We start from the raw sequence: 24954 nt of genomic DNA, 5'->3' as shown, positions 1-24954 counted from the left end.
CTATCGGCCAACTTTGTTACACCAGGGACCAACAGACATGACGCATCGCCGCAACATCATCGCTCCACTGGCCGCCGCTATCGCGCTGGCGTTCGCCCCGCTGGCCGCCGGCGCCGCCGCACCCGCGCAAAAAGCCAGCGCCGCAGTCGCCGCCGCTTCCCAGAAACAGCTGCTGGCCATCGCCGACCAATACTACGACGCCGCCGCCCGCTTCGAACCGATCGGCGCCACCGAGAACGGCGACAACCGCTTCGACGATCAGCTGGGCCTGAGCATCGCCCCAGCCCAGCGCGCCGCGCAGTTCAAGCTGTACCGCCAGTTCGCCCAGCGCCTGCAAGCCATTCCGCGCGAACAGCTGCTGACGCCGGACCGCATCAACTACGACATCCTGCAATACGAGCTCAAGGGCCTGATCGCCATGGAGCGCTTCCCCGAGCACCTGCTGCCGATCAACCAGATGGACAGCATCCCGGTCACGCTGGCGAACTACGCCGGCGGCGAAGCGTCGCAGCCGATCGGCACCGTCAAGGAATATCAGGCCTACCTGAGCCGCCTGCAGCAGATGCCAGCGTGGATCGACCAGGCCATTGCCAATATGCGCGCCGGCATCAAGCAAGGTGTGACGCAGCCGCAGGCGATCATGGTGTCGGCCCTGCCGCAATTCCAGAAGCTGGTGAGCGCCACGCCGGAAGCGAGCATCTACTACACGCCGATCAACAAGCTGCCGGCCTCGTTCTCCGCCGCCGACAAGCAACGCCTGAGCGCCGCCTACCGCAAGACCATCAACGACAAGGTCATGCCGGCGCTGGTGCGCCTGGCCGGCTTCCTGGAAAAGGAATACGTGCCCGCCTGCCGCACGTCGACCGGCCTGGGCGCCGTGCCGAACGGCGCCGCCTGGTATCAGGCGCGTGTCGCCAACGCCACCACCACGACGCTCGAACCGGAGCAGATCCACGCCATCGGCCTGAAGGAAGTGGCGCGCATCCAGGCCCAGTTTGAAGTGCTGGGTCCGAAGCTCGGCTACACCGGCCCGGCCGCCGGCCTGCCGGTGTGGGTGGCGGCGCAAGCCAAGTTCTATCCGTTCAAGACCGAGGACGAAGTGCAGGCGGTCTACCACAAGCTGAACGACCTGCTCGACACCAAGCTGCCGCAGATGTTCACCCTGCTGCCGAAAGCCAAGCTGGACCTGCGCCTGGAGCCGGAGCTGAGCCGCGCCACCGCCTCCGACCACTACACCGCGCCGGCCGGCGACGGTTCGCGTCCGGGCGTGTTCTGGTCGGTGGTCAACGACCCGGCCAAATACGGCAGCACCGGCATGACCACCTTGTTCCTGCACGAAGGCAAACCGGGCCACCACTTCCACATCGCCCTGATGCAGGAACTGAACCTGCCGAACTTCCGCAAGTTCGGCGGCAACAACGCCTTCACCGAAGGCTGGGCGCTGTATTCGGAAACGCTGGGCAAGGAAATGGGCTTGTTTGAAGATCCGGCCCAGTACTTCGGCCATTTGAACGACGAGCTGCTGCGCGCCGTGCGCCTGGTGGTCGACACCGGCATGCACGCCAAGGGCTGGACCCGCGAGCAAAGCATCCAGTACATGAAGGATACGCTGGGCTACGACGTGGTGGCCAAGAGCGAGACCGAGCGCTACATGGCGTGGCCCGGACAGGCGCTGGGCTACAAGGTCGGTTCGCTGAAGATCCAAGAACTGCGCGCGCGCGCCGAGCAGGCGCTGGGCGGCAAGTTCAGCCTGCCTGCCTTCCACGCGGTGGTGCTGGGCGACGGCACGGTGCCGCTGGCCCTGCTGGAGCAAAAGGTCGATCACTGGATCGCCTCGCAGCAATAATCTGAAAAAGGCGGGCCGCCCGGCCCGCCTCCCTCCTTACTTCGCGTATTGCTTGATGCGCTCGATCACCTCCCCCGGCAATGCTGTAATTTGCTTAGCGTGGTTGGCGAACACAATCTGCTGGCGCCCCACGGAGACCGGCTTGCCATCGGCATAAAAGCGGAACTCCAGCCAAAACGAGCACTTCTTAACGTCATATGCGTTCAATTCGCAGGAAACTTCCTGGAACGGGAAAGTCCCCTGCAAATAGTCCTGCTCGGCGTGCTTGGTGATGAACACGCCCTCCTTCTGCAGCATGTCGCGCGAAATGCACTCAAAAAACCCCTTTTCGCGGCAGATGCCCTGCCACTCAAAGTAACGCGCGAAGTAGGTATTGCCGTAGGCATTCGAATCCTTCAGGTAAATGGTCAGGGTATGGGCGAAGGTTAGCGTGGTAACTTGCATCAGCATGGGATACTCCTAAAAGTGTGATGCCCGACCGGGCAAGAGCACTACAAGGGCGATCGAGCGCCCGATGTTTGATCTGGCGCAAATCCTGTTCCGATATACAAGCGTTCGTGTTCGGCAAGCGCAATACTTGTCTGACCTCTTCATTCGCCAGGATTCAGCGCCATGCATTCCCTTTTGCCCGCCATCGTTTCCCTGCTGTTTCTTTGCTACGGCGGCTATGTGCTGCATTCGCGCGGCGTCAGCCGCATCAGCCTGACCTTCTTCCAGCTATGCGCCGCCACCTTCTGCTGGCAATTCACCTGGGCCATCCTGTTCCAGATGCAGGACGAGGACGAAGCCCTGTCGCTGGCCAAGCTGGGCTACCTGCTGATCCTGTTCCTGCCGACCACCCTGTACCACTTCATTGCCGAACTCACGCCCCAGCGCGGAGAGCGACGCTGGGTGGCCATGTCCTATGCGTTTGCCGGCGTGCTGCTGTTGACCAGCGACTGGCTGGTGGCCGGGCTGTACCACTATTTCTTCGGCTTCTATCCCAAGGCCGGCCCGCTGCATCCGCTGCACCTGCTGCAGACGGTGCTGGTGGTCGGGCGCGGATTGTGGCTGCTGTACCGGCGCCAGCGCATGGCGGTCTCGACCGAGCGCACCCGGCTGCGCTATTGCCTGGTGAGCTTGCTGATCTACTTCTTCGCCTCGGTCGATTACCTGTGCAACTACGGCGTGCAGTTCTATCCGCCGGGCGTGTTGTTCGTCGCCACCAGCCTCGGCCTGATCGCCCAGGCCATGGTGCGCCACAACCTGCTGGCCGATCCGCTAGAGGTGGCGGCCACCATCGCCCATGAAATGCGCACGCCGCTGGCCACCATCCGCAACCAGTCGCGCATCCTCAGCCGCTGCCTGCCGGATCTGCTGGCCGGCTACCAGAGCGCGGTACAACAGCAACTGGTCGCGCCCACGCTGTCGCCGGCGCAGCTGGAATATTTACAGAAAATCAACCAGCACATCGAAACCGAGATCAGCCGCTCCAATTTTATCGTCGACATGATGCTGGCGTCGGCACGCGCGGGCACGCTCAATCGTCGCGATTTTGCCGACTACTCAGCGAAGAAATGCGTGGAAGAGGCGCTGGCCAGTTACCCGTTTGAAAGCGCGACTCGCGACAAAGTACGGGTACGCGGATCGGAAGACTTCACCTTCTTCGGCTCGGATGTGCTGCTGGTGTACGTGCTGTACAACCTGTTCAAGAATGCGCTGCATGCCATCAAAGCGGCCGGGCGGGGCGAGGTGGAGATATTGCTGACGGGTCGGCAATTAATGGTGACGGATACCGGCGTCGGTATTCCCGACGATGTATTGCCTCATGTATTCGAACCGTTTTATAGCACCGGTGGCACCGGCATGGGATTGGCGTTCTGCCATAAAGTGATTACCGCGTTTGGCGGTAATATTCAATGCGAGTCACAGGCCGGCAAATATACCCGATTCGCGCTGTCATTTCCGCAGCGGTTTAATTACCCGGCCAATTGATTTAAATCGTCGCCGCTGACTTTTTCCAGATCGGTTTCATCGCCCAAAACATAAATCTTTTGGCCGCGTAAAACTTCAAGAATAAAAGGCTGCTGTTCGCGCAAGCGGCGTTTAAAATCGGGAATGGAATAAAGGTTGGGATTGATTTTACGGCGCAATAAACGTTCGGCCACCGGCAGGCGGGATAATAATTCACCATAACTGGTGTTATCACCGATCAGCAATAATTCAACGGCGGTATCCATGCCCTCCTGTTCCTTGGCGGTGGCGCCATAAACAAAGGCCACATTCAACACATGCTGCAGCGGCGCCAGCGCCGAATTCAACACGCTGACCAGGCCGAAGGTTTTCTTCACCAGACCGCTCAACTCACCGAACACGATGCAATCCTGGTTCGGCTTAAACCGGCGCACATTACCGATCCGCTCCGACACGATCACCCCCGACTCGTGCAGCCGCTTCAACTCGCGCTGCGCCGAGGCGCTGCCCAAGCCGGTCAAGCGCATGATCTCATTCAGGTGGAAACCCTGGTTGACACGTACAAACAGCAAGCCCAGCAGTTTTTGCTGGGCGGGAGTGAAGAGGGCTTGAGCAATCATAGCCAAATCTTAGCATGAACACACCATCGTCTGGCATGTAAAACCCGGGGTCAGGTCCTCCATTGCTACACGAGCTCAGTCGTAGCGTTCGCTAGGGCTGAGCTCGTGTAGCAATGGAGGACCTGACCCCGGATAAAAAAACGGCACCCGAAGGTGCCGTTTTTGTTGACGCTAATTGAATTACGCTTCGTCGCTGTGCGGAGCCGTTTCGGTGGCTTCGATGTCGGCGCCGGAGATGGCGGCTTTTTCAGCTGCCAGCAGAGCTTGACGCTCTTCGACTTCCCACTGCTCTTTCTCTTTGCGAGCGCGGTGGAAGGCCAGACCGGTACCGCCTGGAATCAGACGACCAACGATGACGTTTTCTTTCAGACCACGCAGACCATCGCGTTTGCCCATAATCGCGGCTTCGGTCAGAACGCGGGTGGTTTCCTGGAACGATGCGGCCGAGATAAACGAATCGGTCGACAGCGATGCCTTGGTAATACCCAGCAGAACGTTTTCGTAGGTTGCAGGAATCTTATTCTCTGCATTCACACGATCGTTTTCATCCAGCAGTTCCGAACGCTCAACCTGCTCGCCAACGATGTAGTTGGTGTCGCCGGCATTAACGATCTGAACGCGACGCAGCATCTGACGCACAATCACTTCAATGTGCTTGTCGTTAATCTTCACGCCTTGCAGACGATAAACGTCTTGCACTTCGTCGACGATGTAACGGGCCAGCGCTTCGATACCCAGCAGGCGCAGAATGTCTTGTGGATCGGCCGGGCCGTCGACAATCATCTCACCTTTATTCACTACCTGGCCGTCGTGAACCAGCACTTGCTTGTCCTTGGTAATCAGGAACTCGTGCTTGTTGCCGTCCATGTCGGTGATTTCCAGGCGCTGCTTACCTTTGGTTTCTTTACCGAAGGCAACAGTACCGGTCACTTCCGCCAGCATGCCCGCGTCTTTCGGCGAACGTGCTTCGAACAGCTCGGCGACGCGTGGCAGACCACCGGTAATATCGCGGGTCTTCTGCGATTCGGTCGGGATACGTGCCAGCACTTCACCCACCGATACCGCCTGGCCGTCTTTCACCATGATCAGCGCGCCGACCTGGAAGCCGATCGCCACGGCGTGTTCGGTGCCGGCGATCTTCACTTCGTTGCCGTCTTCGTTCAGCAGCTTGACCTGTGGACGCAGGGTCTTGGTCAGCGAACCACGACGCTTCGCATCGATCACCACCAAGGTTGCCAGACCGGTCACTTCGTCCACCTGACGGGCCACGGTCACGCCTTCTTCGACGTTCTCGAAACGCACCGTACCGGCGTACTCGGTAATGATCGGACGGGTCAGCGGATCCCAGGTCGCCAGGGCCGTACCGGCCTTGATGACCATGCCGTCCTTGACGATCAGGGTCGCACCGTACGGTACTTTATGACGCTCACGCTCACGGCCGTGGTCGTCGGTGATCAGCACTTCGCCCGAACGGGAAATGACGATTTGCGCGCCCTTGCCGTTGGTGACGTAACGCATGGTCGAGGTGAAACGGATGGTACCGTTCGACTTCGCTTCGACCGACGATGCCACTGCTGCACGCGATGCCGCACCACCGATGTGGAAGGTACGCATGGTCAGCTGGGTACCCGGCTCACCAATCGACTGTGCCGCCACAACACCGACTGCTTCGCCGGAGTTGACCAGCATGCCGCGGCCCAGGTCGCGACCGTAGCACTTGGCGCACAGGCCGAAGCGCGTGTCGCAAGTCAGCGGAGTGCGAACCTTGACTTCGTCGATGCCGACGCGTTCGATCTCTTCAACCATGTCTTCGTCCAGCAGCGTGCCGGCTTCGAACAGGGTGGCCTGAGTTTCAGGGTTGACGATGTCGGTGCCCGCCACGCGGCCGAGGATACGGTCGCGCAGGGCTTCGATCACTTCACCACCTTCGACCATCGCCTTCATCAGCGTGCCGTTCGAGGTGCCGCAATCGTCTTCGATCACCACCAGATCCTGGGTCACGTCGACCAGACGACGGGTCAGGTAACCCGAGTTTGCCGTTTTCAGTGCCGTATCCGCCAGACCTTTACGAGCGCCGTGGGTCGAGATGAAGTACTGCAACACGTTCAGGCCTTCGCGGAAGTTCGCGGTAATCGGCGTTTCGATAATCGAACCGTCCGGTTTCGCCATCAGACCGCGCATACCCGCCAGCTGGCGAATCTGGGCTGCCGAACCACGTGCGCCCGAGTCGGCCATCATGTAAATCGCGTTGAACGATTCCTGGGTCGACTTGGTGCCGTCACGCTTGATGACGTCTTCCACTTTCAGCTGGTCCATCATGGCCTTGCCGACTTCATCCGAGGTTTTGCCCCAGATGTCGACTACCTTGTTGTAACGCTCGCCGGCGGTCACCAGACCCGAAGCGTACTGCTGCTCGATCTGTTTGACTTCGGACTCTGCAGCCGAAATCAGGGTGACTTTTTGTGGCGGTACCAGCATGTCGTCCACGCAGATCGAAATACCGGCGCGGGTCGCCAGGCGGAAGCCCGACTGCATCAGTTGGTCAGCAAACACGACCGTCGCGCGCAGGCCGCACTTACGGAACGAGGTGTTGATCAGCTTGGAAATTTCTTTCTTTTTCAGCGCGCGGTTCAGCACCGAGAAAGGCAGGCCTTTCGGCAGGATTTCCGACAGGATGGCGCGGCCAACCGTGGTTTCGTAACGGGTCACGGTGCGAACGAATTCGCCCGTCGTTGCATCTTTTGGATTCTCAACGATACGTACGGTGATACGGGTGGTCAGTTCCACTTCCTTGTTGTCGTAGGCACGGATGACTTCCGACACGTCAGGGAACAGCATGCCTTCGTTTTTCGCATTGATCGCTTCGCGGGTCGCGTAGTACAGACCCAGCACGATATCCTGCGAAGGAACGATCGATGGTTCGCCGTTCGATGGGAACAGGATGTTGTTCGAAGCCAGCATCAGGGTGCGGGCTTCCATCTGTGCTTCGATCGACAGCGGCACGTGAACTGCCATCTGGTCACCGTCGAAGTCGGCGTTGAATGCGGCGCAGACCAGTGGGTGCAGTTGGATTGCTTTACCTTCGATCAGGACCGGCTCGAAAGCCTGGATGCCCAGACGGTGCAGGGTTGGTGCACGGTTCAGCATGATCGGGTGTTCGCGGATCACGTCTTCCAGGATGTCCCAGACGACCGGTTCCTGGATCTCGACCAGCTTTTTAGCGGCCTTGATCGTGGTAGCCAAGCCCATCAGTTCCAGCTTGTTGAAGATGAACGGCTTGAACAGTTCCAGCGCCATCAGCTTCGGCAGACCGCACTGGTGCAGTTTCAGCTGTGGACCCACCACGATGACCGAACGGCCCGAGTAGTCGACGCGCTTACCCAGCAAGTTCTGACGGAAGCGGCCGCCCTTACCTTTGATCATCTCAGCCAGCGATTTCAGCGGACGCTTGTTGGCGCCGGTCATCGCTTTGCCGCGACGGCCGTTGTCCAGCAGCGAATCGACCGCTTCTTGCAGCATGCGCTTTTCGTTGCGCGTGATGATCTCTGGAGCGCGCAGCTCCATCAGGCGTTTCAGACGGTTGTTACGGTTGATCACGCGGCGATACAGATCGTTCAGATCCGAGGTCGCGAAACGGCCGCCGTCCAGTGGTACCAGCGGACGCAGTTCCGGTGGCAGCACCGGCAGCACTTCCATGATCATCCACTCAGGCTTGATGCCCGAACGCTGGAACGCTTCCAGCACTTTCAGACGCTTGGCGTATTTCTTGATCTTGGCTTCGGACTTCGATTCCTTCAGTTCCACGCGCAGGGTCTCGGCATCGCGGTGGATGTCGATCGAGCGCAGCAGTTCGCGGATACCTTCAGCGCCCATGAAGGCGGTGAAGTCGTCGCCGTACTCTTCGTACTTGGCGGCGTAGTCGTCTTCCGACATGATCTGGCACTTCTTCAGCGGGGTCATGCCTGGATCGGTCACGACGTATGCTTCGAAATACAGCACGCGTTCGATATCGCGCAGGGTCATGTCGAGGACCATGCCCAGACGCGACGGCAGCGATTTCAGGAACCAGATGTGCGCGGTTGGCGACGCCAGTTCGATGTGGCCCATGCGTTCACGACGCACTTTGGCCAGGGTGACTTCGACGCCGCACTTTTCGCAGATGACACCGCGGTGTTTCAGGCGTTTGTACTTGCCGCACAGGCATTCGTAGTCTTTGATCGGGCCAAAGATCTTGGCGCAGAACAGACCGTCGCGCTCAGGCTTGAAGGTACGGTAGTTGATGGTTTCCGGCTTTTTAACTTCGCCGTAGGACCACGAACGGATTTTTTCAGGCGAAGCCAGACCGATTTTGATCGCGTCAAAGGTCTCGTTCGTCTGTACTTGCTTGAATAGATCGAGCAGTGCTTTCATGTATCACTCCAGGTAGTGATGAATTCTTAAACTGCCCCGCCGGCGAAGGCCGGCGGGGCCCGTGCATGTGTCTTAGTTGCGTTCCAGGTCGATATCGATACCCAGGGAACGGATCTCTTTCACCAGCACGTTGAACGATTCAGGCATACCGGCGTCGATCACGTGGTCACCTTTGACCAGGTTTTCGTACACTTTGGTACGGCCGTTCACGTCATCCGACTTAACGGTCAACATTTCTTGCAGCACATACGATGCGCCGTATGCTTCCAGTGCCCACACCTCCATCTCACCGAAGCGCTGGCCGCCGAACTGGGCTTTACCGCCCAGTGGCTGCTGCGTCACCAGCGAGTATGGACCGGTCGAACGCGCGTGCATCTTGTCGTCGACCAAGTGGTGCAGTTTCAGCATGTGCATCACGCCCACGGTGACCTTGCGCTCGAACGCTTCGCCGGTGCGGCCGTCGTACATGGTGACCTGGTTCTTCGACGGCGTCATGCCCAGCTTGTGAGCGACGTCGTCCGGGTAGGCCAGATCCAGCATGCGGCGGATTTCCGACTCGTGCGCGCCGTCGAACACCGGCGTGGCGAACGGCACACCTTTTTTCAGGTTGTGCGCCAGGCTCATGATCTCAACGTCGTCGAAGTTGTCCAGGTCTTCCGGACGGCCCGACTCGTTGTACACAGTGGTCAGATACTTGCGCATCTCTTCCACTTTGATCTGCTGCGCCAGCATTTCGCCGATGCGGATGCCCAGGCCTTTGGCGGCCCAACCCAAGTGGGTTTCCAGGATCTGACCGACGTTCATACGCGACGGCACACCCAGCGGGTTCAGCACCACGTCCGCCGGCGTACCGTCGGCCATGTATGGCATGTCTTCCACCGGCACGATACGCGAGACCACACCTTTGTTACCGTGGCGACCCGCCATCTTGTCGCCCGACTGCAGGCGGCGCTTGACGGCCAGGTAGACCTTGACCATCTTCTGCACGCCAGGTTGCAGTTCATCGCCCTGGGTCAGTTTCTTGCGCTTCTCTTCGAAGGCCAGGTCGAACTGGTGGCGCTTCTCGTTGATCGATTCCTTGATCGCTTCCAGCGAGGTAGCAGCGGTGTCGTCCGCAGGGCGGATGTCGAACCAGTGGTACTTGTCCAGATCGGCCAGGTATTCCTTGGTGATCTTGGCGCCTTTGGCCAGCTTCTTCGGACCGCCGTTGACCACCAGGCCAATCAGCATTTTTTCCAGACGCTGGAAGGCATCGCCTTCCACAATACGCATCTGGTCGTTCAGGTCCAGGCGGAAGCGTTTCAGTTCATCGTCGATGATCTGCTGGGCGCGTTTGTCGCGCACGATGCCTTCGCGGGTGAACACCTGGACGTCGATCACGGTGCCGACCATGCCCGAAGGCACGCGCAGCGAGGTGTCTTTCACGTCCGACGCTTTTTCACCGAAGATGGCGCGCAGCAGCTTCTCTTCCGGGGTCAGCTGGGTTTCGCCTTTCGGCGTCACTTTACCAACCAGGGTGTCGCCGGCTTGCACTTCAGCACCGATGTAGACGATGCCCGATTCATCCAGACGCGCCAGCTGGTTCTCAGCCAGGTTCGAGATGTCGCGGGTGATTTCTTCCGCGCCCAGCTTGGTGTCGCGCGCAACCACCGACAGCTCTTCGATGTGAATCGAGGTGTAGCGGTCGTCTTTCACGACGTTTTCCGAGATCAGGATCGAATCTTCGAAGTTCAGACCATTCCATGGCATGAAGGCCACGGTCATGTTCTGGCCCAGCGCCAGTTCGCCCAGGTCGGTCGATGCGCCGTCGGCGATCACGTCGCGCTTGGCGACGCGGTCACCCACTTTGACGATAGGACGCTGGTTGATGTTGGTGTTCTGGTTCGAACGGGTGTACTTGATCAGGTTGTAGATGTCCACGCCGACTTCGCCAGCGGTGGCTTCATCGTCGTTGACACGGATCACCACACGGCCGGCATCGATGTAATCGACGATACCGCCACGCAGGGCCTGCACGGTGGTGCCCGAGTCGACCGCAACAGTGCGTTCGATACCGGTACCGACCAGCGCCTTTTCAGGACGCAAGCAAGGCACAGCCTGACGTTGCATGTTGGCGCCCATCAGTGCACGGTTCGCATCATCGTGTTCCAGGAATGGAATCAGCGATGCTGCGACGGACACGATCTGGCCTGGAGCCACGTCCATGTACTGCACGCGCTCCGGCGACACCAGAATGGTTTCACCGGCTTCACGCGACGACACCAGTTCGTCCACCAGTTGACCCTGCTCATTCACTTTGGCGTTGGCCTGGGCGATGATGTAGCGGCCTTCTTCGATGGCCGACAGGTAGTCGATCTGGTCGGTAACCTTGGAGCCTTCAACCTTGCGGTATGGGGTTTCCAGGAAGCCGTATTCGTTCAGGCGGGCGTACAGTGCCAGCGAGTTGATCAGGCCGATGTTCGGGCCTTCAGGCGTTTCGATCGGGCATACGCGGCCGTAGTGGGTCGGGTGCACGTCGCGCACCTCGAAGCCGGCGCGTTCGCGGGTCAGACCGCCAGGGCCCAGAGCGGAAACACGACGCTTGTGGGTGATTTCCGACAGCGGGTTGGTCTGGTCCATGAACTGCGACAGCTGCGACGAACCGAAGAACTCGCGAATCGCTGCCGAGATCGGCTTGGAGTTGATCAGGTCGTGCGGCATCAGGTTGTCGGCTTCCGCCTGGCCCAGACGCTCTTTCACGGCACGCTCAACACGCACCAGGCCGGCGCGGAATTGGTTCTCGGCCAGTTCGCCGACGCAACGTACGCGACGGTTACCCAGGTGATCGATATCGTCGACTTCGCCGCGGCCATTGCGCAGTTCCACCAGGATCTTGATCACGGCCAGCACGTCTTCGTTCGACAGGGTCATGGCGCCGGTCAGTTCATCGCGGCCAATGCGGCGGTTGAACTTCATGCGGCCCACGGCCGACAGGTCGTAGCGGTCCGGGCTGTAGAACAAGCCGTTGAACAGTGCTTCCACCGATTCTTCGGTCGGCGGTTCGCCAGGACGCATCATGCGGTAGATCGCGATGCGCGCGGCCATCTGGTCGGCGGTGTCGTCGATGCGCAGGGTTTGCGAGATGTAGCCGCCCTGGTCCAGATCGTTGGTGTACAGGGTCTGGATGTCGGTGACGTTGCTGTCGCGCAGGCGGTTCAGCACTTCGTCGGTCAGCTCATCGTTGGCGTTGGCGATGACTTCGCCGGTGTCCGCATCCACGATGTTCTTGGCCAGCACGCGGCCGACCAGGTAGTCTTCCGGTACCGAGATGTGTTTCAGGCCGGCGGCGTCGATGTCGCGTACATGCTTGGCATTGATACGCTTGTCTTTCATCACCAGGGTCTTGCCGGTCTTCGGATCGACGATGTCGAAGCGCGCGACTTCGCCGCGCAGGCGTTCGGCCACGAATTCCATCTCGGCGCCTTCGGAGCGCAGGTGGAAGTTGTCGAAGACGAAGAAGTTCGCCAGGATCTGTTCCGGCGACATGCCGATGGCCTTCAGCAGGATGCTGACTGGCATCTTGCGGCGGCGGTCGACGCGGAAGTACAGGATGTCTTTCGGGTCGAACTCGAAGTCCAGCCACGAGCCGCGGTAAGGAATGATGCGGGCCGAGAACAGCAGTTTGCCGGACGAGTGGGTCTTGCCGCGGTCGTGTTCAAAGAACACACCAGGGGAGCGATGCAGCTGCGAAACGATAACGCGCTCGGTACCGTTGATGACGAACGAACCGGTGGAGGTCATCAGGGGCAGTTCGCCCATGTAGACTTCCTGTTCCTTCATCTCTTTAACGACCGGCTTGGTCGGCGATTCCTTGTCCAGGATCACCAGACGGACCTTGGCGCGCAGCGGCGACGCGAACGTCAGGCCACGCAGTTGGCATTCCTTGACGTCGAAGGCAGGATCGCCGAGGACGTACGACAGGAATTCGAGACGCGCAAAACCATTGTGCGAAACGATAGGGAAAATCGAGGTAAAGGCCGACTGCAGGCCATCGTTCTTGCGCGTCGACGGTGCGATGTCTTCTTGCAGGAAGCTGTGGTAGGACTCGAGCTGGGTAGCCAGCAGGAACGGAACGTTGTGAACGTTGGCGCGCTTCGCGAATGATTTGCGAATGCGTTTCTTCTCAGTAAATGAGTAGTGCATGGACACTCCGTGAGTGACAGAAAGGGAAAAAATTTCAGGTTTTGCCTGTATTCCAGCAAGAACCGGGCTGTCTGTCACACAGACGAAACCTGAAACTTCTACCATTTCCAGCTGATTCAATTGGAACTGCAACGTCGGGAAAACGCTACAAATACGACACAGACGACAAAGGAGCCAAAGCCGAATGTTTCCCCTCTTTCAAGGAGAAACATTCTCAGCTTTGGCTCGTGGCGCTAAGTACTAGCCTTAGCTACCGGTACCACTGATTACTTCAGTTCGGCCTTGGCGCCAGCTTCTTCCAGCTTCTTCTTAGCGGCTTCAGCGTCAGCTTTCGACAGGGCTTCTTTTACGGTTTTTGGTGCGCCATCGACCACGTCTTTGGCTTCTTTCAGGCCCAGACCGGTGATTTCGCGAACTGCTTTAATCACGCCAACTTTGTTTGCGCCGACTTCGGTCAGAACAACGTTGAATTCGGTCTGCTCTTCAGCAGCAGCAACAGCTGCGCCGCCAGCTGCTGGAGCAGCCATTGCAGCGGCCGATACGCCGAATTTTTCTTCGAAAGCTTTGACCAGGTCGTTCAGGTCCATTACGGACATTTCGCTAACTGCGTTCAGGATGTCGTCTTTGCTAATTGCCATTTGAAACTCCAATAATTTTTTGATTCGTTAATACATCAGAATGCTACTTGATAAAAAACCCGCTCCGCCGCGTGCGGCGGAACACAACCGCCTATTAGGCTGCTGGGGCTTCTTCTGCTGCAACTTCTGCAACAGGAGCGCCTTCGGATTTTTTCGCTGCCAGAGCAGCCAGACCACGTGCAAAGCCCGATACCGGAGCCAGCATAACGCCCAACAGCTGCGAGATGAGGACTTCACGGCTAGGAATGCTCGCCAACGCGGTGACAGCAGCTTTATCCAGCTGCTTGCCTGCGTAGTTACCGGCAGTGATGACCAGTTTGTCGTTGGTTTTAGCGAAGTCGTTGATGACTTTAGCTGCTGCAACGGCATCGTCCGAGATCGAGTAGATCAGCGGACCGGTCATGCTGTCTGCCAGGGCGGCAAATTGCGTGCCTTCAACGGAGCGACGTGCGAGGGTGTTTTTCAACACTCGCAGGTACACGCCTTGAGCGCGCGCTTTGGCACGGAGTTGCGTCAAGTGAGCAACCTGGATGCCACGATACTCGGCCACGACGATAGTTTGCGCAGTTGCTACTTTTGCGGAAACTTCGGCGACGACGGCCTTTTTGTCATTCAGATTGAGACCCACGGTCAATCTCCTTAAATGATCGCCGGCGAAATTGCCGGCCATCGGTTCGAACAACGGCGTCCGAGGTTAGGAGTCCAATGGACTGCAAAACTTGATCGGGAACACCATCTGCGTTGGGTGAGACATTCAATTAACCGGATGCCTACTTGATGCATCTGGCCCAACGGTCTTTGATTGCGGCTGCTGCCGAAACAGCAGCCATCCCAAAGAACTGCGCCTGGCTTTTCAGCTCGGCGACTTAATTTTGTAACTTAGGCTGCCAGGGTGGTCTGGTCAACACGGACGCCAGCGCCCATGGTCGACGACAGCGACACTTTACGCAGGTACACGCCTTTCGACGATGCCGGCTTGGCTTTGTTCAGCGCGTCGATCAGGGCAACCAGGTTGCTCTTCAGATCTGCGTCGGCGAACGATTTGCGGCCGATGGTCGCGTGGATGATACCGGCTTTGTCGGTACGGTACTGAACTTGACCGGCTTTCGCGTTTTTCACGGCGGTAGCGACGTCAGGAGTAACAGTGCCAACCTTCGGGTTAGGCATCAGGCCACGTGGGCCCAGGATCTGACCCAGGGTACCAACGATACGCATGGTGTCTGGCGAAGCGATGACGATATCGAAAGGCATGTCGCCGGCTTTGACGCGCTCGGCCAGGTCTTCCATACCAACAACGTCAGCACCAGCGGCTTTAGCTTGTTCAGCTTTCTCGCCCGAAGCGAACACAGCCACGCGAACGGTTTTGCCGGTGCCAGCTGGCAGCACGACGGAACCGCGAACGACCTGGTCCGACTTCTTAGGATCCACACCCAGTTGGACCGACACGTCGATCGATTCATTGAACTTGGCGGTGGCCAGTTCTTTGATCAGAGCAACAGCGTTGTCGAACGAGTAGTTCTTGGTGGTATCAACTTTAGCTTTGATAACTTTTGCGCGTTTGGACAGTTTTGCCATGATTACAGACCTTCCACCGTGATGCCCATCGAACGTGCGGAACCAGCGATGGTGCGTACAGCAGCATCCAGGTCGGCAGCGGTCAGATCAGGGGTTTTCAATTTAGCGATTTCTTCAGCTTGAGCACGGGTCAGCTTACCGACTTTGTCGGTATGTGGCTTCGGCGAACCTTTGGTGATGCCCGAGTGTTTCTTGATCAGGAAGGTTGCTGGTGGGGTCTTCATCACGAAGGTGAAGGACTTGTCAGCGAACGCGGTGATCACGACTGGGATAGGCATGCCTGGTTCCATACCTTGGGTCTGCGCGTTGAACGCTTTGCAGAATTCCATGATGTTCAGACCGCGTTGACCCAGAGCTGGACCGATCGGTGGGGATGGGTTTGCTTTACCAGCTGGCACTTGCAGCTTGATAAAACCAATGATTTTCTTTGCCATGATGGCTCCTATCTTGGATATGAGTAGTAGCGCCCCACCATGCGTGTTCTGCAGGGCGGGGCTCCTCTTTTGCCAGATTAACTAGGGTTTTGACACCGTCGCCCGTTCTGGCGAACGGTGCTGCTTATACTTTTTCGACCTGGCCGAATTCGAGTTCGACTGGCGTTGCGCGGCCAAAAATGGTGACCGAGACGCGCACTTTCGATTTCTCGTAGTTGACTTCCTCGACGTTGCCGTTGAAGTCGGTGAACGGGCCGTCCTTGATGCGGACTTGCTCGCCCACTTCGTACAGCACTTTCGGCCGTGGCTTCTCGACGCCTTCTTGCATCTGCTGCATGATCTTGTCGATCTCGCGCGCTGGAATCGGGGTCGGTTTGTTCGATTTGCCGCCGATGAAACCGGTCACTTTGCTGGTATTTTTCACCAGGTGCCACGTTTCGTCGGTCATTTCCATCTCAACCAGCACGTAGCCAGGGAAGAAACGACGTTCGGTAACCGACTTCTGGCCGTTGCGGACTTCGACCACTTCTTCGGTCGGCACCAGGATCTGGCCAAACTGTTCTTGCATGCCGGCGCGCTCGACGCGCTCGGTCAGCGCGCGCTGCACGCTTTTTTCCATGCCGGAATACGCATGTACAACGTACCAGCGCTTGTTGCTCACTGGTACGCTGATTGGCGCTGTGTCAACAGCTTGCTCCGGGGCGCCGGCCGCAGGAGCCTCGCCCTGAGCGTCATCTTGCACATTTTCGCTCATTATTTTCGTATTTCCAGAATGATGTCGTACAACAAAAATTCCAAGGTCTTGTCCGTGCCCCACAGGAACAGCGCCATCACCAGCACGAAGGCGAATACGATGCCCGTGATCTGGGTTGCTTCGCGACGGGTCGGCCATACGACCTTTTTCGTTTCGCGAACGGCTTCTTTGGCAAAATTCAGGAAATCACGGCCAGTCGACGAAGTCCACAAGATCAAAACGGCAAAAGCCAAACCAGCCACAAGTGCGCCCGCGCGCACCAGAGCTGGTTTGTCCGACAGGTAGTAAAAACCTATCACGCCTGCGATTGCAATGGCGATGGCCAGTGCAACCTTAATCTTGTCATTCGACGTGCTGACGGTCTGCACGGATTGATTAGACATTTATATTTACTTTCGGTGCCCTGCACCATATTCGGTGGCAGGGGCGGAGGGCCTCGAACCCCCAACCTTCGGTTTTGGAGACCGACGCTCTGCCAATTGAGCTACGCCCCTACATAAAACTACAAAGGATCCGGATTATACCACCCGGACACCCGGGTGGCAATCTCACATCCTATTAGGCCAGGATCTTGGCAACGACGCCTGCGCCTACGGTACGGCCACCTTCGCGGATTGCGAAGCGCAGACCTTCTTCCATCGCGATCGGGTTGATCAGCTTAACAGTGATCGACACGTTGTCGCCTGGCATAACCATTTCTTTGTCCGCCGGCAGTTCGATCGAACCGGTCACGTCGGTGGTACGGAAGTAGAACTGTGGACGATAGTTGTTGAAGAACGGGGTGTGACGGCCGCCTTCATCTTTCGACAGAACATAGATCTCGCCGGTGAAGTGGTTGTGCGGCTTGATCGAGCCTGGCTTCGCCAGAACTTGACCACGTTGCACGTCTTCACGCTTGGTGCCGCGCAGCAGCAGACCAACGTTGTCGCCTGCTTGACCTTGGTCCAGCAGTTTGCGGAACATTTCCACGCCGGTGCAAGTGGTTTTGACGGTGTCGATGATACCAACGATCTCGATCTCTTCGCCAACTTTCACCACGCCACGCTCAACACGGCCGGTCACCACGGTACCGCGACCCGAGATCGAGAACACGTCTTCCACTGGCATCAGGAAGGCGCCGTCCACTGCGCGCTCTGGCGTAGGGATGTACGAATCCAGTGCGTCGGCCAGAGCCATGATGGCTTGCTCGCCCAGAGGACCGGTGTCGCCGTCCAGTGCTTTACGTGCCGAACCTTTGATGATAGGCAGGTCGTCGCCCGGGAATTCGTATTTCGACAACAACTCACGAACTTCCATTTCAACCAGTTCCAGCAGCTCTTCGTCGTCGACCAGGTCGCACTTGTTCAGGAACACAACGATGTACGGAACGCCAACTTGACGGGCCAGCAGGATGTGCTCGCGGGTCTGTGGCATTGGGCCGTCAGCTGCGGAGCAAACCAGGATCGCGCCATCCATCTGCGCAGCACCGGTAATCATGTTTTTGATGTAGTCGGCGTGGCCTGGGCAGTCAACGTGGGCGTAGTGACGGCCGGCGGTTTCGTATTCTACGTGCGCGGTGTTGATGGTAATGCCGCGTGCTTTTTCTTCTGGTGCAGCGTCGATCTGGTCGTAAGCTTTAGCTTCGCCGCCGAATTTTTTCGACAGAACGGTTGCGATCGCAGCGGTCAGGGTGGTCTTGCCGTGGTCCACGTGGCCGATGGTGCCGACGTTAACGTGCGGCTTGGTCCGCTCGAATTTCTCTTTTGCCATTTTAGACTCCTAACGATTTTGTGTGATTGGCAGGGAACCCTGCCCAACTGTCTTTGATAGTGCTACCGTACTGCCGTGCTGCGTATTCTGGTGCCCTTTACGTGGATTGAACACGTGGCCTCTCCCTTACCAAGGGAGTGCTCTACCACTGAGCTAAAAGGGCTTATTGGGTACTACGCTTACTGCCGCGATACTTGCGTATCTGATTGCAACAACACTGAACAACACTGGAGCGGGTGAAGGGAATCGAACCCTCGTCGTAAGCTTGGAAGGCTTCTGCTCTACCATTGAGCTACACCCGCGAGGTATTGGTTCAATTCATTTCACTTGCTGCGCCACTCAGTCTTTTTGCAAAAACTTGGTGGAGGGGACTGGATTCGAACCAGTGTACTCTGAGAGAACGGATTTACAGTCCGTCGCCTTTAACCACTCGGCCACCCCTCCGCGAGGAACCGCAGAGTATGAAGCAATTTTTACGACCTGTCAACCCTGTTTTTAACATCTTGCCGATGTTGCGTTGATAGTTCGTCTGCTTCGGGGCGAGATTTTAAACGTACCGGCTGCGATTGTGCAAGTGTTGTTTTTAGGTTGAATGTTTTCCTATACAATCTTCCGACCCGATGAGACTCCTGGAGCCCTGCGTTTGAATAATCGAAGCGGTCGCTGGCACACCTTCCTGCTCGCCAACCTGGCCCTGTGGGCCGCCTATTTCGCGGCCGGGCGTCTCGGTCTGCTGCTGGCGCTGCCGCCGGGTTATGCCTCCCCCATCTTCCTTCCCGCCGGTATCGCCCTGGCCGCCTGCGTGGTCGGCGGCCAGCGCCTGCTGCCGGCCGTCGCGCTCGGCTCGCTGGCGGTGAACCTGATCATGCCGGTGCTCAGCCCGACCGGCATCACCGGCCTGGCCCTGCTGGGCGCCTGCGCGCCGGCGGTCGGCGCCGCGCTGCAGGCCTGGGCCGGCAGCACCCTGTTCCGCCGCTACATCGACCCGGCCATCGGCTCGGGGCGCGACGTGGTGCGCTTCATCCTGCTGGCGATCAGCATTACCGTGGTGTCGAGCACAATATCGATCGCCGGCATGCTGGCCTTGGGCATCCTGCACGGCGACTTTGTGGCCATCGACTGGCTGGCCTGGTGGATGGGCGACACCATCGGCATCCTGCTGGCGGCGCCGTTGACCTGGATCGTCATCGGCCGCCCGCGCGCGCTGTGGGCGCGCCGCCGCACCCTGGTCGGCCTGCCGCTGCTGCTGTCGGCGGCCGCCTTCATCGCCATCTACCTGCAGGCCGACCGCTGGGAAAACAGTCAGCAGCTGCAAACCTTCCGGCTCAAGGCGCAGCAGACCGGCGATTTGCTGCAAGCCCAGTTCAGCGAGCACGAGCGCTTCATCTATGCGATGGCCAAGGCGCTCAACGACCCGCGCCGCTCGATCAACGCCGACGACTTCGGCAACCTGGCGCACGGCTACCTCGATCAACGTCCCGAGCTACTGTCGATGGGCTGGCTGATGCCGGTGGCCGGCGCCGAGCGCAGCGCCTTCGAAGCGTGGGCGCGACAACAGGTGGCGCCCAACTTCGCCATCCGTGAGCGCACCCCGACCAGCCAGGCCATGCGCGAGGCCGCCGAGCGCGAGCGCTACTTCGTGGTCACCTTTGTCGAGCCGACGGCGGCGCGCGATTACGTCGGGCTGGACTTCCTCTCCGAAGAGCGCCGCCGCGCCGCGCTCGAACGCGCCATCCAGTCCGGCCAGCCGACCGCCACCGCGCCGTTACAATTCGGCCGCACCCTGCCCGGCACCGGCCTGTTGCTGCTGCAGACCGTACACCCGAGCAACAACCATCGGCAGGCGGTGGGCGCGCTGCTGATCGCCATGCAGTTCGAGGCCTACCTCAACCAGGCGCTCAAGCGCTCCGAGTTCCCGCACTTCCTGGTGCGCTTCGAAGACACCGACGACGATAGCCCGCGCCGCCAGGTGCAGGACACGCTGCGGCGCCCGCTGCACGCCGGCGACTACCAGCGCCAGCTGCATTTCGGCGGCCGCATCTACGAACTGACGCTGGCGCCGACGCCGGCCTACCTGCAACAACAGCGCGGCTGGCAAAGCTGGACCGTGCTCACCTGCGGCCTGCTGCTGACTGGCCTGCTGGGCACCTTGATGATGCTGATCAGCGGCGAGCGCGCGCGCATCCAGGCCGAAGTCAAGGACTCCACCTCGCGCCTGCGCCAGCGCGAAGCGCGGCTGCAAGCGATCCTCAACAAGGCGGCCGACGCCATCCTCACCATCGACAGCAACGGCGCGCTGATGTCGGCCAACGCCGCCGCCGGCCGCCTGTTCGGCTACCTGCCGGACAACATGACCGCGCTGCCGCTGGACAAGCTGATCCCGGTCGGCGTCGGCGAAGCGGCCGGCCTCGACGCGGCGGGCCTGCTGCGCATGATCGCCTGCGGCGTCACGCACGAATACGAACTGCCGGGCTGGCGCAGCGACGGCAGCGAATTCCCGCTGGCGATGTCGGTATCGGAAGTAGAGCTGCCGGACGAGCACCTGTTCGTCGCCATCCTGCACGACCTCACCGAGCAGCACCTGGCGCAGGAACGCATCCACCGCCTGGCACACCACGACACCCTGACCGGGCTGGCCAACCGCCTCTCGCTCAATCTACGGCTGGAGCAGTTGCTGGCGCAGACGCGGCGCAGCGGCGGCCACGCGGCCGTGCTGTTCATCGACCTCGACCACTTCAAGAAAATCAACGACACCCACGGCCACGCCACCGGCGACCTGCTGCTGGTGGCGGTATCGCAGCGGCTGCAGGAACTGCTGCGCGAAGTCGACACCATCGCCCGCCTGGGCGGCGACGAATTCATCGTCGTCACCGACGGCGCGGTGACGCCGGACGAGGCCTCCAACATCGCCGTGCGCATCGTCGACGCCCTGACCGCGCCCTATCACCTGCAAGGCAAGACAGTGCACAGCGGCGCCAGCGTGGGCGTGGCCATGTTCCCGGACGACGGCGAGGACGCCGGCACCCTGATGCGCCACGCCGACACCGCCATGTACGCGGCCAAGAGCCAGGGGCGCGGCAACTTCCAGTTCTTCTCGGCGGAGATGAACAGCGCCACGCACGAGCGCCTGATGCTGGAAAACCGTCTGTGGCAGGCGCTGGAGCAGAACGAATTCGAACTGTATCTGCAACCGCAGATCGAGCTGGCGACGCAGCGCATCATCGGCGCCGAAGCGCTGCTGCGCTGGCACCATCCGGAGCTGGGCATGGTGGGTCCGGACCGCTTCATCCCGATCGCCGAGGAATCGGGGCTGATCCTGCCGCTGGGCGACTGGGTCTTGCAGCGCGCCTGCACCCTGCTGCACTCGTGGCGGGTGCCGGAGCTGGCGCACCTGCGGCTGGCGGTGAACCTGTCGGCGCGCCAATGCCACGGTCCCGGCCTGCTGCCGCACCTGGACCGCATGCTGCACAGCCACGGCATCGACCCGGCCTTGCTGGAGCTGGAAATTACGGAATCGGCGGCGATGCAGGACCCGGAGCGCAGCCGCGCGCTGCTGATCGAACTGCGTTCGCGCGGCATCAAGGTCGCGATCGACGACTTCGGCACCGGCTACTCATCGCTGAGTTATTTGAAGCTGTTTGAAATCGACCGCATCAAGATCGACCGCGGCTTCGTGAAAGACATCGAAAGCGATCCGGACGACGCGGTGATCGTGGCGGCCACCATCGCGCTGGCGCACTCGCTGGGGCTGGAAGTGATTGCGGAAGGGGTGGAAACGGAAGCGCAGCGCGACTTCCTGCGCGCCAAGCAATGCGACGAAGCGCAAGGCTACCTGTTCGCGCGCCCGATGCCGGTAGCCCAGTTCGAAGCGATGGTGCGCAGCGCCGCCACCGCAACGGCCTGAACCTTCGGGGTCAGTTCCGACATTCGGACACGTGCTCTGCCGTAGCGACCGCTACGGCAGAGCACGTGTCCGAATGTCGGAACTGACCCCGAATTTAGTCGGGGGTGCGGCCGACGCTCGGGTCGCGCTCGATCATGTCGAGCAGGGCCGCCACCACTTCCGGATCGAACTGCTTGCCGGCGCGGTCCTTGATGTAGGCCACCGCTTCCGTGTGCGGCCACGGCTCCTTGTACGGACGCTCGTGCAGCAGCGAGTCGAACACGTCGATCACCGCCACGATGCGCGCCGCGATCGGGATCTCGCGCCCCTTGAGCTGGTTCGGGTAGCCGTTGCCATCCCAATGCTCATGGTGGCCGCCGGCGATTTCCGCGCCGTAGGTCAGGTAGCTGACGCCATCGACCATGCCGGCCGCCCGCTCCAGGATCGACTGTCCCACCGCCGCGTGCTGCTGCATCTCGGCGCGCTCTTCCGGCGTGTGGATGCCCGGCTTGAGCAGGATGTGGTCCGGCGTCGCCACCTTGCCGACGTCGTGCAGGATCGAGGCCAGGCCGATCATCTCCAGCAGCGGCGGCGTGATTTCGTCCGGATAGGCGCCGCGCTCGTGCATGCGCTGGGTCAGCGTCGACGACAGCAGCTGCACGCGCCGCACATGGCCGCCGGTGCCGGCGTCGCGGAACTCGGCCAGGTCGGCCAGCGCCACCACCGTCGCTTCCTGCGCCTTGCGCAGCTGGCCGAACATGTACAGGTTGTCGAACGCGGCCGCGATGCGCTGGCAGAACACTTCCAGCAAATCGCGCTGGATCTGCGCCAGCGGCCACGGCGGCGTCACCGAAATGGCCACCTCGCGGTTTTCCTGCGTGTGGATGAACAGCACATTGGCCGGATGCTCGAACTGCGATTTCTTTTCCGCAAACGCCTTGGCGATGGTCGGCCACAGCGGGTGCGCGGTCGGCATCAGCTCGGCCTCGTTGAGCGTCGCGTAATGCCCGGTGGCCGCCACCACGGTGGTGACGCCGGTGTCGCCCTGCATCAGGCACAGCACGCCGTCGGAACCGACGTCGAGAATGGCGCTGACCTGGTTCAGCACGCCCGAGGCGAACTCGCGCAGCGAATGGATCTGGTACAGATTGGTGGCGCCGGCCAGGATCTTGCCCAGGCCGATGCGGCTGCGCTCGAGCATGTTCAGGCTCTCGTACGCGCGCAGCGCCGAGATCACCGTGGTGAACAGCTTCTGCGTGGTCAGCTCGGTCTTGGCCTTGTAGTCGTTGATGTCGTATTCGATGATGACGCGCTGCTCGGGCGCCTGGCCCGGCTGGCCGGTGCGCAGCACCACGCGCACGATGGAATTGTGCAGCTCCTCGCGGATGCGGCGCGCCAGCAGCAGGCCGGCGTCGTCGGTTTCCATCACCACGTCCAGCAGCACCAGCGCGATGTCCGGCGTGTCGCGCAGGATGTCGTAGGCTTCGCGCCCGCTATAGGCCGAGAATAGCTCCAGCTCGCGGCCCTTGAAGCTGACATTGCGCAGCGCCAGCCGCGTGACGGCGTGGACATCGACATCGTCATCGACAATCAGCACCCGCCACAAGCGCTGATCCGGCGCCCCGAGACCGTCGGCTGGAAGCTCCTCTTCGTCTTCGTCTATCAGCCAATTGTCGTCTGCGGCGTTTGATTCGGTCATGCGCGATCTCCTATGGTTACCTTAGGATAATCAGATTCCCCCCCTGTGACAACTCTTATCGAAGATGCGCCACGTCACTAGTTGTTGACGGGTGACGCCCCACCTTCGGCGCCGGCCACCGAGGTGCGGCTGGCGGCGCCGCAAGCGCCCGGGTTGGCGCCCGCGTCCAGGTTCTGATAACGGATCTCATACTTGCCACTGGCAAGCTTGTCGACCAGCAGCTTGTCGTGCGCCTGCACATAGGCGTAGCGCACATTGGCGCGGCGCTCCATGTCGTAGACCTTGATGAACACGGCCGACGCATTGCCCGCATTGTCGAGCGTGAGCTGCATGTCGTCGCCGCGATTGCCGACCGGGAAACCCTCCATATAGCCGGAGCGCGCCGGCCACGGCTCGCCGTTGGGCGCCATCAGGGTCTGGGTCGGCGTCTCGCTGTCGCACTCGGCGCCGGCGCTGGGCACCACCACCTGCGACATCGTCATCACCTTGATCGGCGCCAGCTTGACGCTATGCGCCTCGCTCAGGCGCGCGGTGGCCCAGGCGTCGCGCATTTCGGCGCGGGCCTCGGCGCGCGCTTCGCTTTGGGTCGGCGGCGGCGGCGCGTCGGCCGTGGCCGCGTTGGCGTTGATGCCGTTCTTGTTGCCCCATGCAGCGCTCAGCATGGTCAAGACCATTTTCTGTTCGGTTACCATGGTAACGCCGCCCACCCAGCCCAGCGCCAGGCAGCAGGCCAGCGCTGCCCACCAACGCCAGTCGCGGCGGCGCGGGCGCGCGCGCACGGTCTCGTTCACGTGTTCCGGATGCCAGTCGCGCTCGTGCTTGTGCTTGTCGCTGCGGTGGCCGTGGCCGTGGCCGTCTTCGTTGCGGGTGCTTTCCAGCCACTCGATTTCCCACTCCTCGGAAGCGATCCACTCATCGTGTTCCTTGCGGCGATGGGGATCGGACAGCGTCTCATAGGCGCTGTTGAGGATGGCCATGATGCGCGCAGCCTTCTCGTCACCCGGATTTTTATCAGGGTGGTATTTTTGGCTGAGCGCCTTGTAAGCTGCACGTATGACTTCCTGCGGCGCCATGCGCGCCACTTTCAGGTTGTCATAGTGGGTGTGAATCTTGGCCATAGGTGGAAATCGACGCAGAATCAGTCATCATAGCCCATCTTAGCGCATGCAACCGCAGGAGCAGGCAAGGAATGGCCTTGCTTTTCTCATCAC

Annotated in this window: 16 protein-coding genes and 4 tRNA genes; 3 read left to right on the top strand and 17 right to left on the bottom strand. The window is 60.2% G+C overall.

Annotation, left to right across the window (positions count from 1 at the left end; translation table 11 throughout):
• Positions 1-37: 37 nt before the first annotated feature.
• Positions 38-1846, top strand: coding sequence for a DUF885 domain-containing protein (locus ACXZ1M_RS15240; protein ID WP_459048539.1), 1809 nt, complete (start codon positions 38-40; stop codon positions 1844-1846).
• A 36-nt stretch (positions 1847-1882) separates the two neighbouring features.
• Here ACXZ1M_RS15240 and ACXZ1M_RS15235 read toward each other — a convergent pair whose 3' ends face one another.
• Positions 1883-2296 carry an acyl-CoA thioesterase gene (locus ACXZ1M_RS15235; protein WP_459048538.1) on the bottom strand — a complete coding sequence of 138 codons (414 nt, stop codon included), beginning with the start codon at positions 2294-2296 and terminating at the stop codon, positions 1883-1885.
• A 162-nt stretch (positions 2297-2458) separates the two neighbouring features.
• Here ACXZ1M_RS15235 and ACXZ1M_RS15230 point away from each other — a divergent pair, with 162 nt between their 5' ends.
• The gene (locus ACXZ1M_RS15230; protein ID WP_459048537.1) at positions 2459-3820 is read left to right on the top strand and encodes a sensor histidine kinase; all 1362 of its coding nucleotides are present in this window, start codon (positions 2459-2461) and stop codon (positions 3818-3820) included.
• On the opposite strand, the gene ACXZ1M_RS15225 is transcribed toward ACXZ1M_RS15230, so the two are convergent.
• The 14 genes from ACXZ1M_RS15225 to ACXZ1M_RS15160 form a co-directional block, all read right to left on the bottom strand.
• Positions 3805-4419, bottom strand: a complete 615-nt coding sequence (locus ACXZ1M_RS15225) for an ArsR family transcriptional regulator (protein WP_373990067.1) — start codon at positions 4417-4419, stop codon at positions 3805-3807. The two genes, ACXZ1M_RS15230 and ACXZ1M_RS15225, sit on opposite strands and share 16 nt — an antisense overlap.
• 180 nt (positions 4420-4599) lie before the next feature.
• On the bottom strand, positions 4600-8829 hold the full coding sequence (gene rpoC / locus ACXZ1M_RS15220) for a DNA-directed RNA polymerase subunit beta' (protein ID WP_459048536.1): 4230 nt from the start codon (positions 8827-8829) through the stop codon (positions 4600-4602).
• Between the two features lie 72 nt (positions 8830-8901).
• Positions 8902-13011 (bottom strand): DNA-directed RNA polymerase subunit beta, encoded by a 4110-nt coding sequence (gene rpoB / locus ACXZ1M_RS15215; RefSeq protein ID WP_459048535.1) that lies wholly within the window; start codon positions 13009-13011, stop codon positions 8902-8904.
• Positions 13012-13277: 266 nt separating this feature from the next.
• Positions 13278-13649 (bottom strand): 50S ribosomal protein L7/L12, encoded by a 372-nt coding sequence (gene rplL / locus ACXZ1M_RS15210; RefSeq protein ID WP_459048534.1) that lies wholly within the window; start codon positions 13647-13649, stop codon positions 13278-13280.
• Between the two features lie 94 nt (positions 13650-13743).
• Positions 13744-14277 carry a 50S ribosomal protein L10 gene (rplJ, locus tag ACXZ1M_RS15205; protein WP_459048533.1) on the bottom strand — a complete coding sequence of 178 codons (534 nt, stop codon included), beginning with the start codon at positions 14275-14277 and terminating at the stop codon, positions 13744-13746.
• A gap of 251 nt (positions 14278-14528) precedes the next feature.
• Positions 14529-15224: a 50S ribosomal protein L1 gene (gene rplA / locus ACXZ1M_RS15200; RefSeq protein ID WP_459048532.1), complete on the bottom strand. Its 696-nt coding sequence runs from the start codon at positions 15222-15224 to the stop codon at positions 14529-14531.
• Positions 15225-15226: 2 nt separating this feature from the next.
• On the bottom strand, positions 15227-15658 hold the full coding sequence (gene rplK / locus ACXZ1M_RS15195) for a 50S ribosomal protein L11 (protein ID WP_166107734.1): 432 nt from the start codon (positions 15656-15658) through the stop codon (positions 15227-15229).
• 124 nt (positions 15659-15782) lie between these two features.
• On the bottom strand, positions 15783-16412 hold the full coding sequence (gene nusG, locus ACXZ1M_RS15190; RefSeq protein WP_373990061.1) for a transcription termination/antitermination protein NusG: 630 nt from the start codon (positions 16410-16412) through the stop codon (positions 15783-15785).
• A complete protein-coding gene (secE, locus tag ACXZ1M_RS15185) occupies positions 16412-16795 on the bottom strand; it encodes a preprotein translocase subunit SecE (protein WP_373990060.1) in 384 nt (127 codons plus the stop codon). Before secE ends, nusG begins: the two co-directional genes overlap by 1 nt.
• Before the next feature lie 35 nt (positions 16796-16830).
• A tRNA-Trp gene (locus ACXZ1M_RS15180) sits at positions 16831-16906 on the bottom strand.
• A gap of 64 nt (positions 16907-16970) precedes the next feature.
• Positions 16971-18161 carry an elongation factor Tu gene (gene tuf / locus ACXZ1M_RS15175; RefSeq protein ID WP_459048531.1) on the bottom strand — a complete coding sequence of 397 codons (1191 nt, stop codon included), beginning with the start codon at positions 18159-18161 and terminating at the stop codon, positions 16971-16973.
• 88 nt (positions 18162-18249) lie between these two features.
• Positions 18250-18324: transfer RNA gene (locus ACXZ1M_RS15170), tRNA-Thr, on the bottom strand.
• Between the two features lie 65 nt (positions 18325-18389).
• Positions 18390-18463, bottom strand: a tRNA-Gly gene (locus ACXZ1M_RS15165).
• A 57-nt stretch (positions 18464-18520) separates the two neighbouring features.
• A tRNA-Tyr gene (locus tag ACXZ1M_RS15160) sits at positions 18521-18605 on the bottom strand.
• A 199-nt stretch (positions 18606-18804) separates the two neighbouring features.
• On the opposite strand from ACXZ1M_RS15160, the gene ACXZ1M_RS15155 reads away from it, so the two are divergent.
• Complete coding sequence (locus ACXZ1M_RS15155; RefSeq protein ID WP_459053945.1) at positions 18805-22065, top strand: bifunctional diguanylate cyclase/phosphodiesterase; 3261 nt, start codon at positions 18805-18807, stop codon at positions 22063-22065.
• 94 nt (positions 22066-22159) lie between these two features.
• Here the strand turns inward: ACXZ1M_RS15155 and ACXZ1M_RS15150 are convergent, their stop codons facing one another.
• Together ACXZ1M_RS15150 and ACXZ1M_RS15145 are read right to left on the bottom strand one after the other, a co-directional pair.
• On the bottom strand, positions 22160-23743 hold the full coding sequence (locus ACXZ1M_RS15150) for a DUF3369 domain-containing protein (RefSeq protein WP_459053944.1): 1584 nt from the start codon (positions 23741-23743) through the stop codon (positions 22160-22162).
• Between the two features lie 77 nt (positions 23744-23820).
• Entirely contained in the window at positions 23821-24861 is a 1041-nt protein-coding gene (locus ACXZ1M_RS15145) for a J domain-containing protein (protein ID WP_459053943.1), read from the bottom strand.
• Positions 24862-24954: the final 93 nt, after the last annotated feature.

The sequence above is a fragment of the Duganella paludis genome, assembly GCF_054461335.1.
This window is presented reverse-complemented; position numbering and strand designations above follow the sequence as displayed.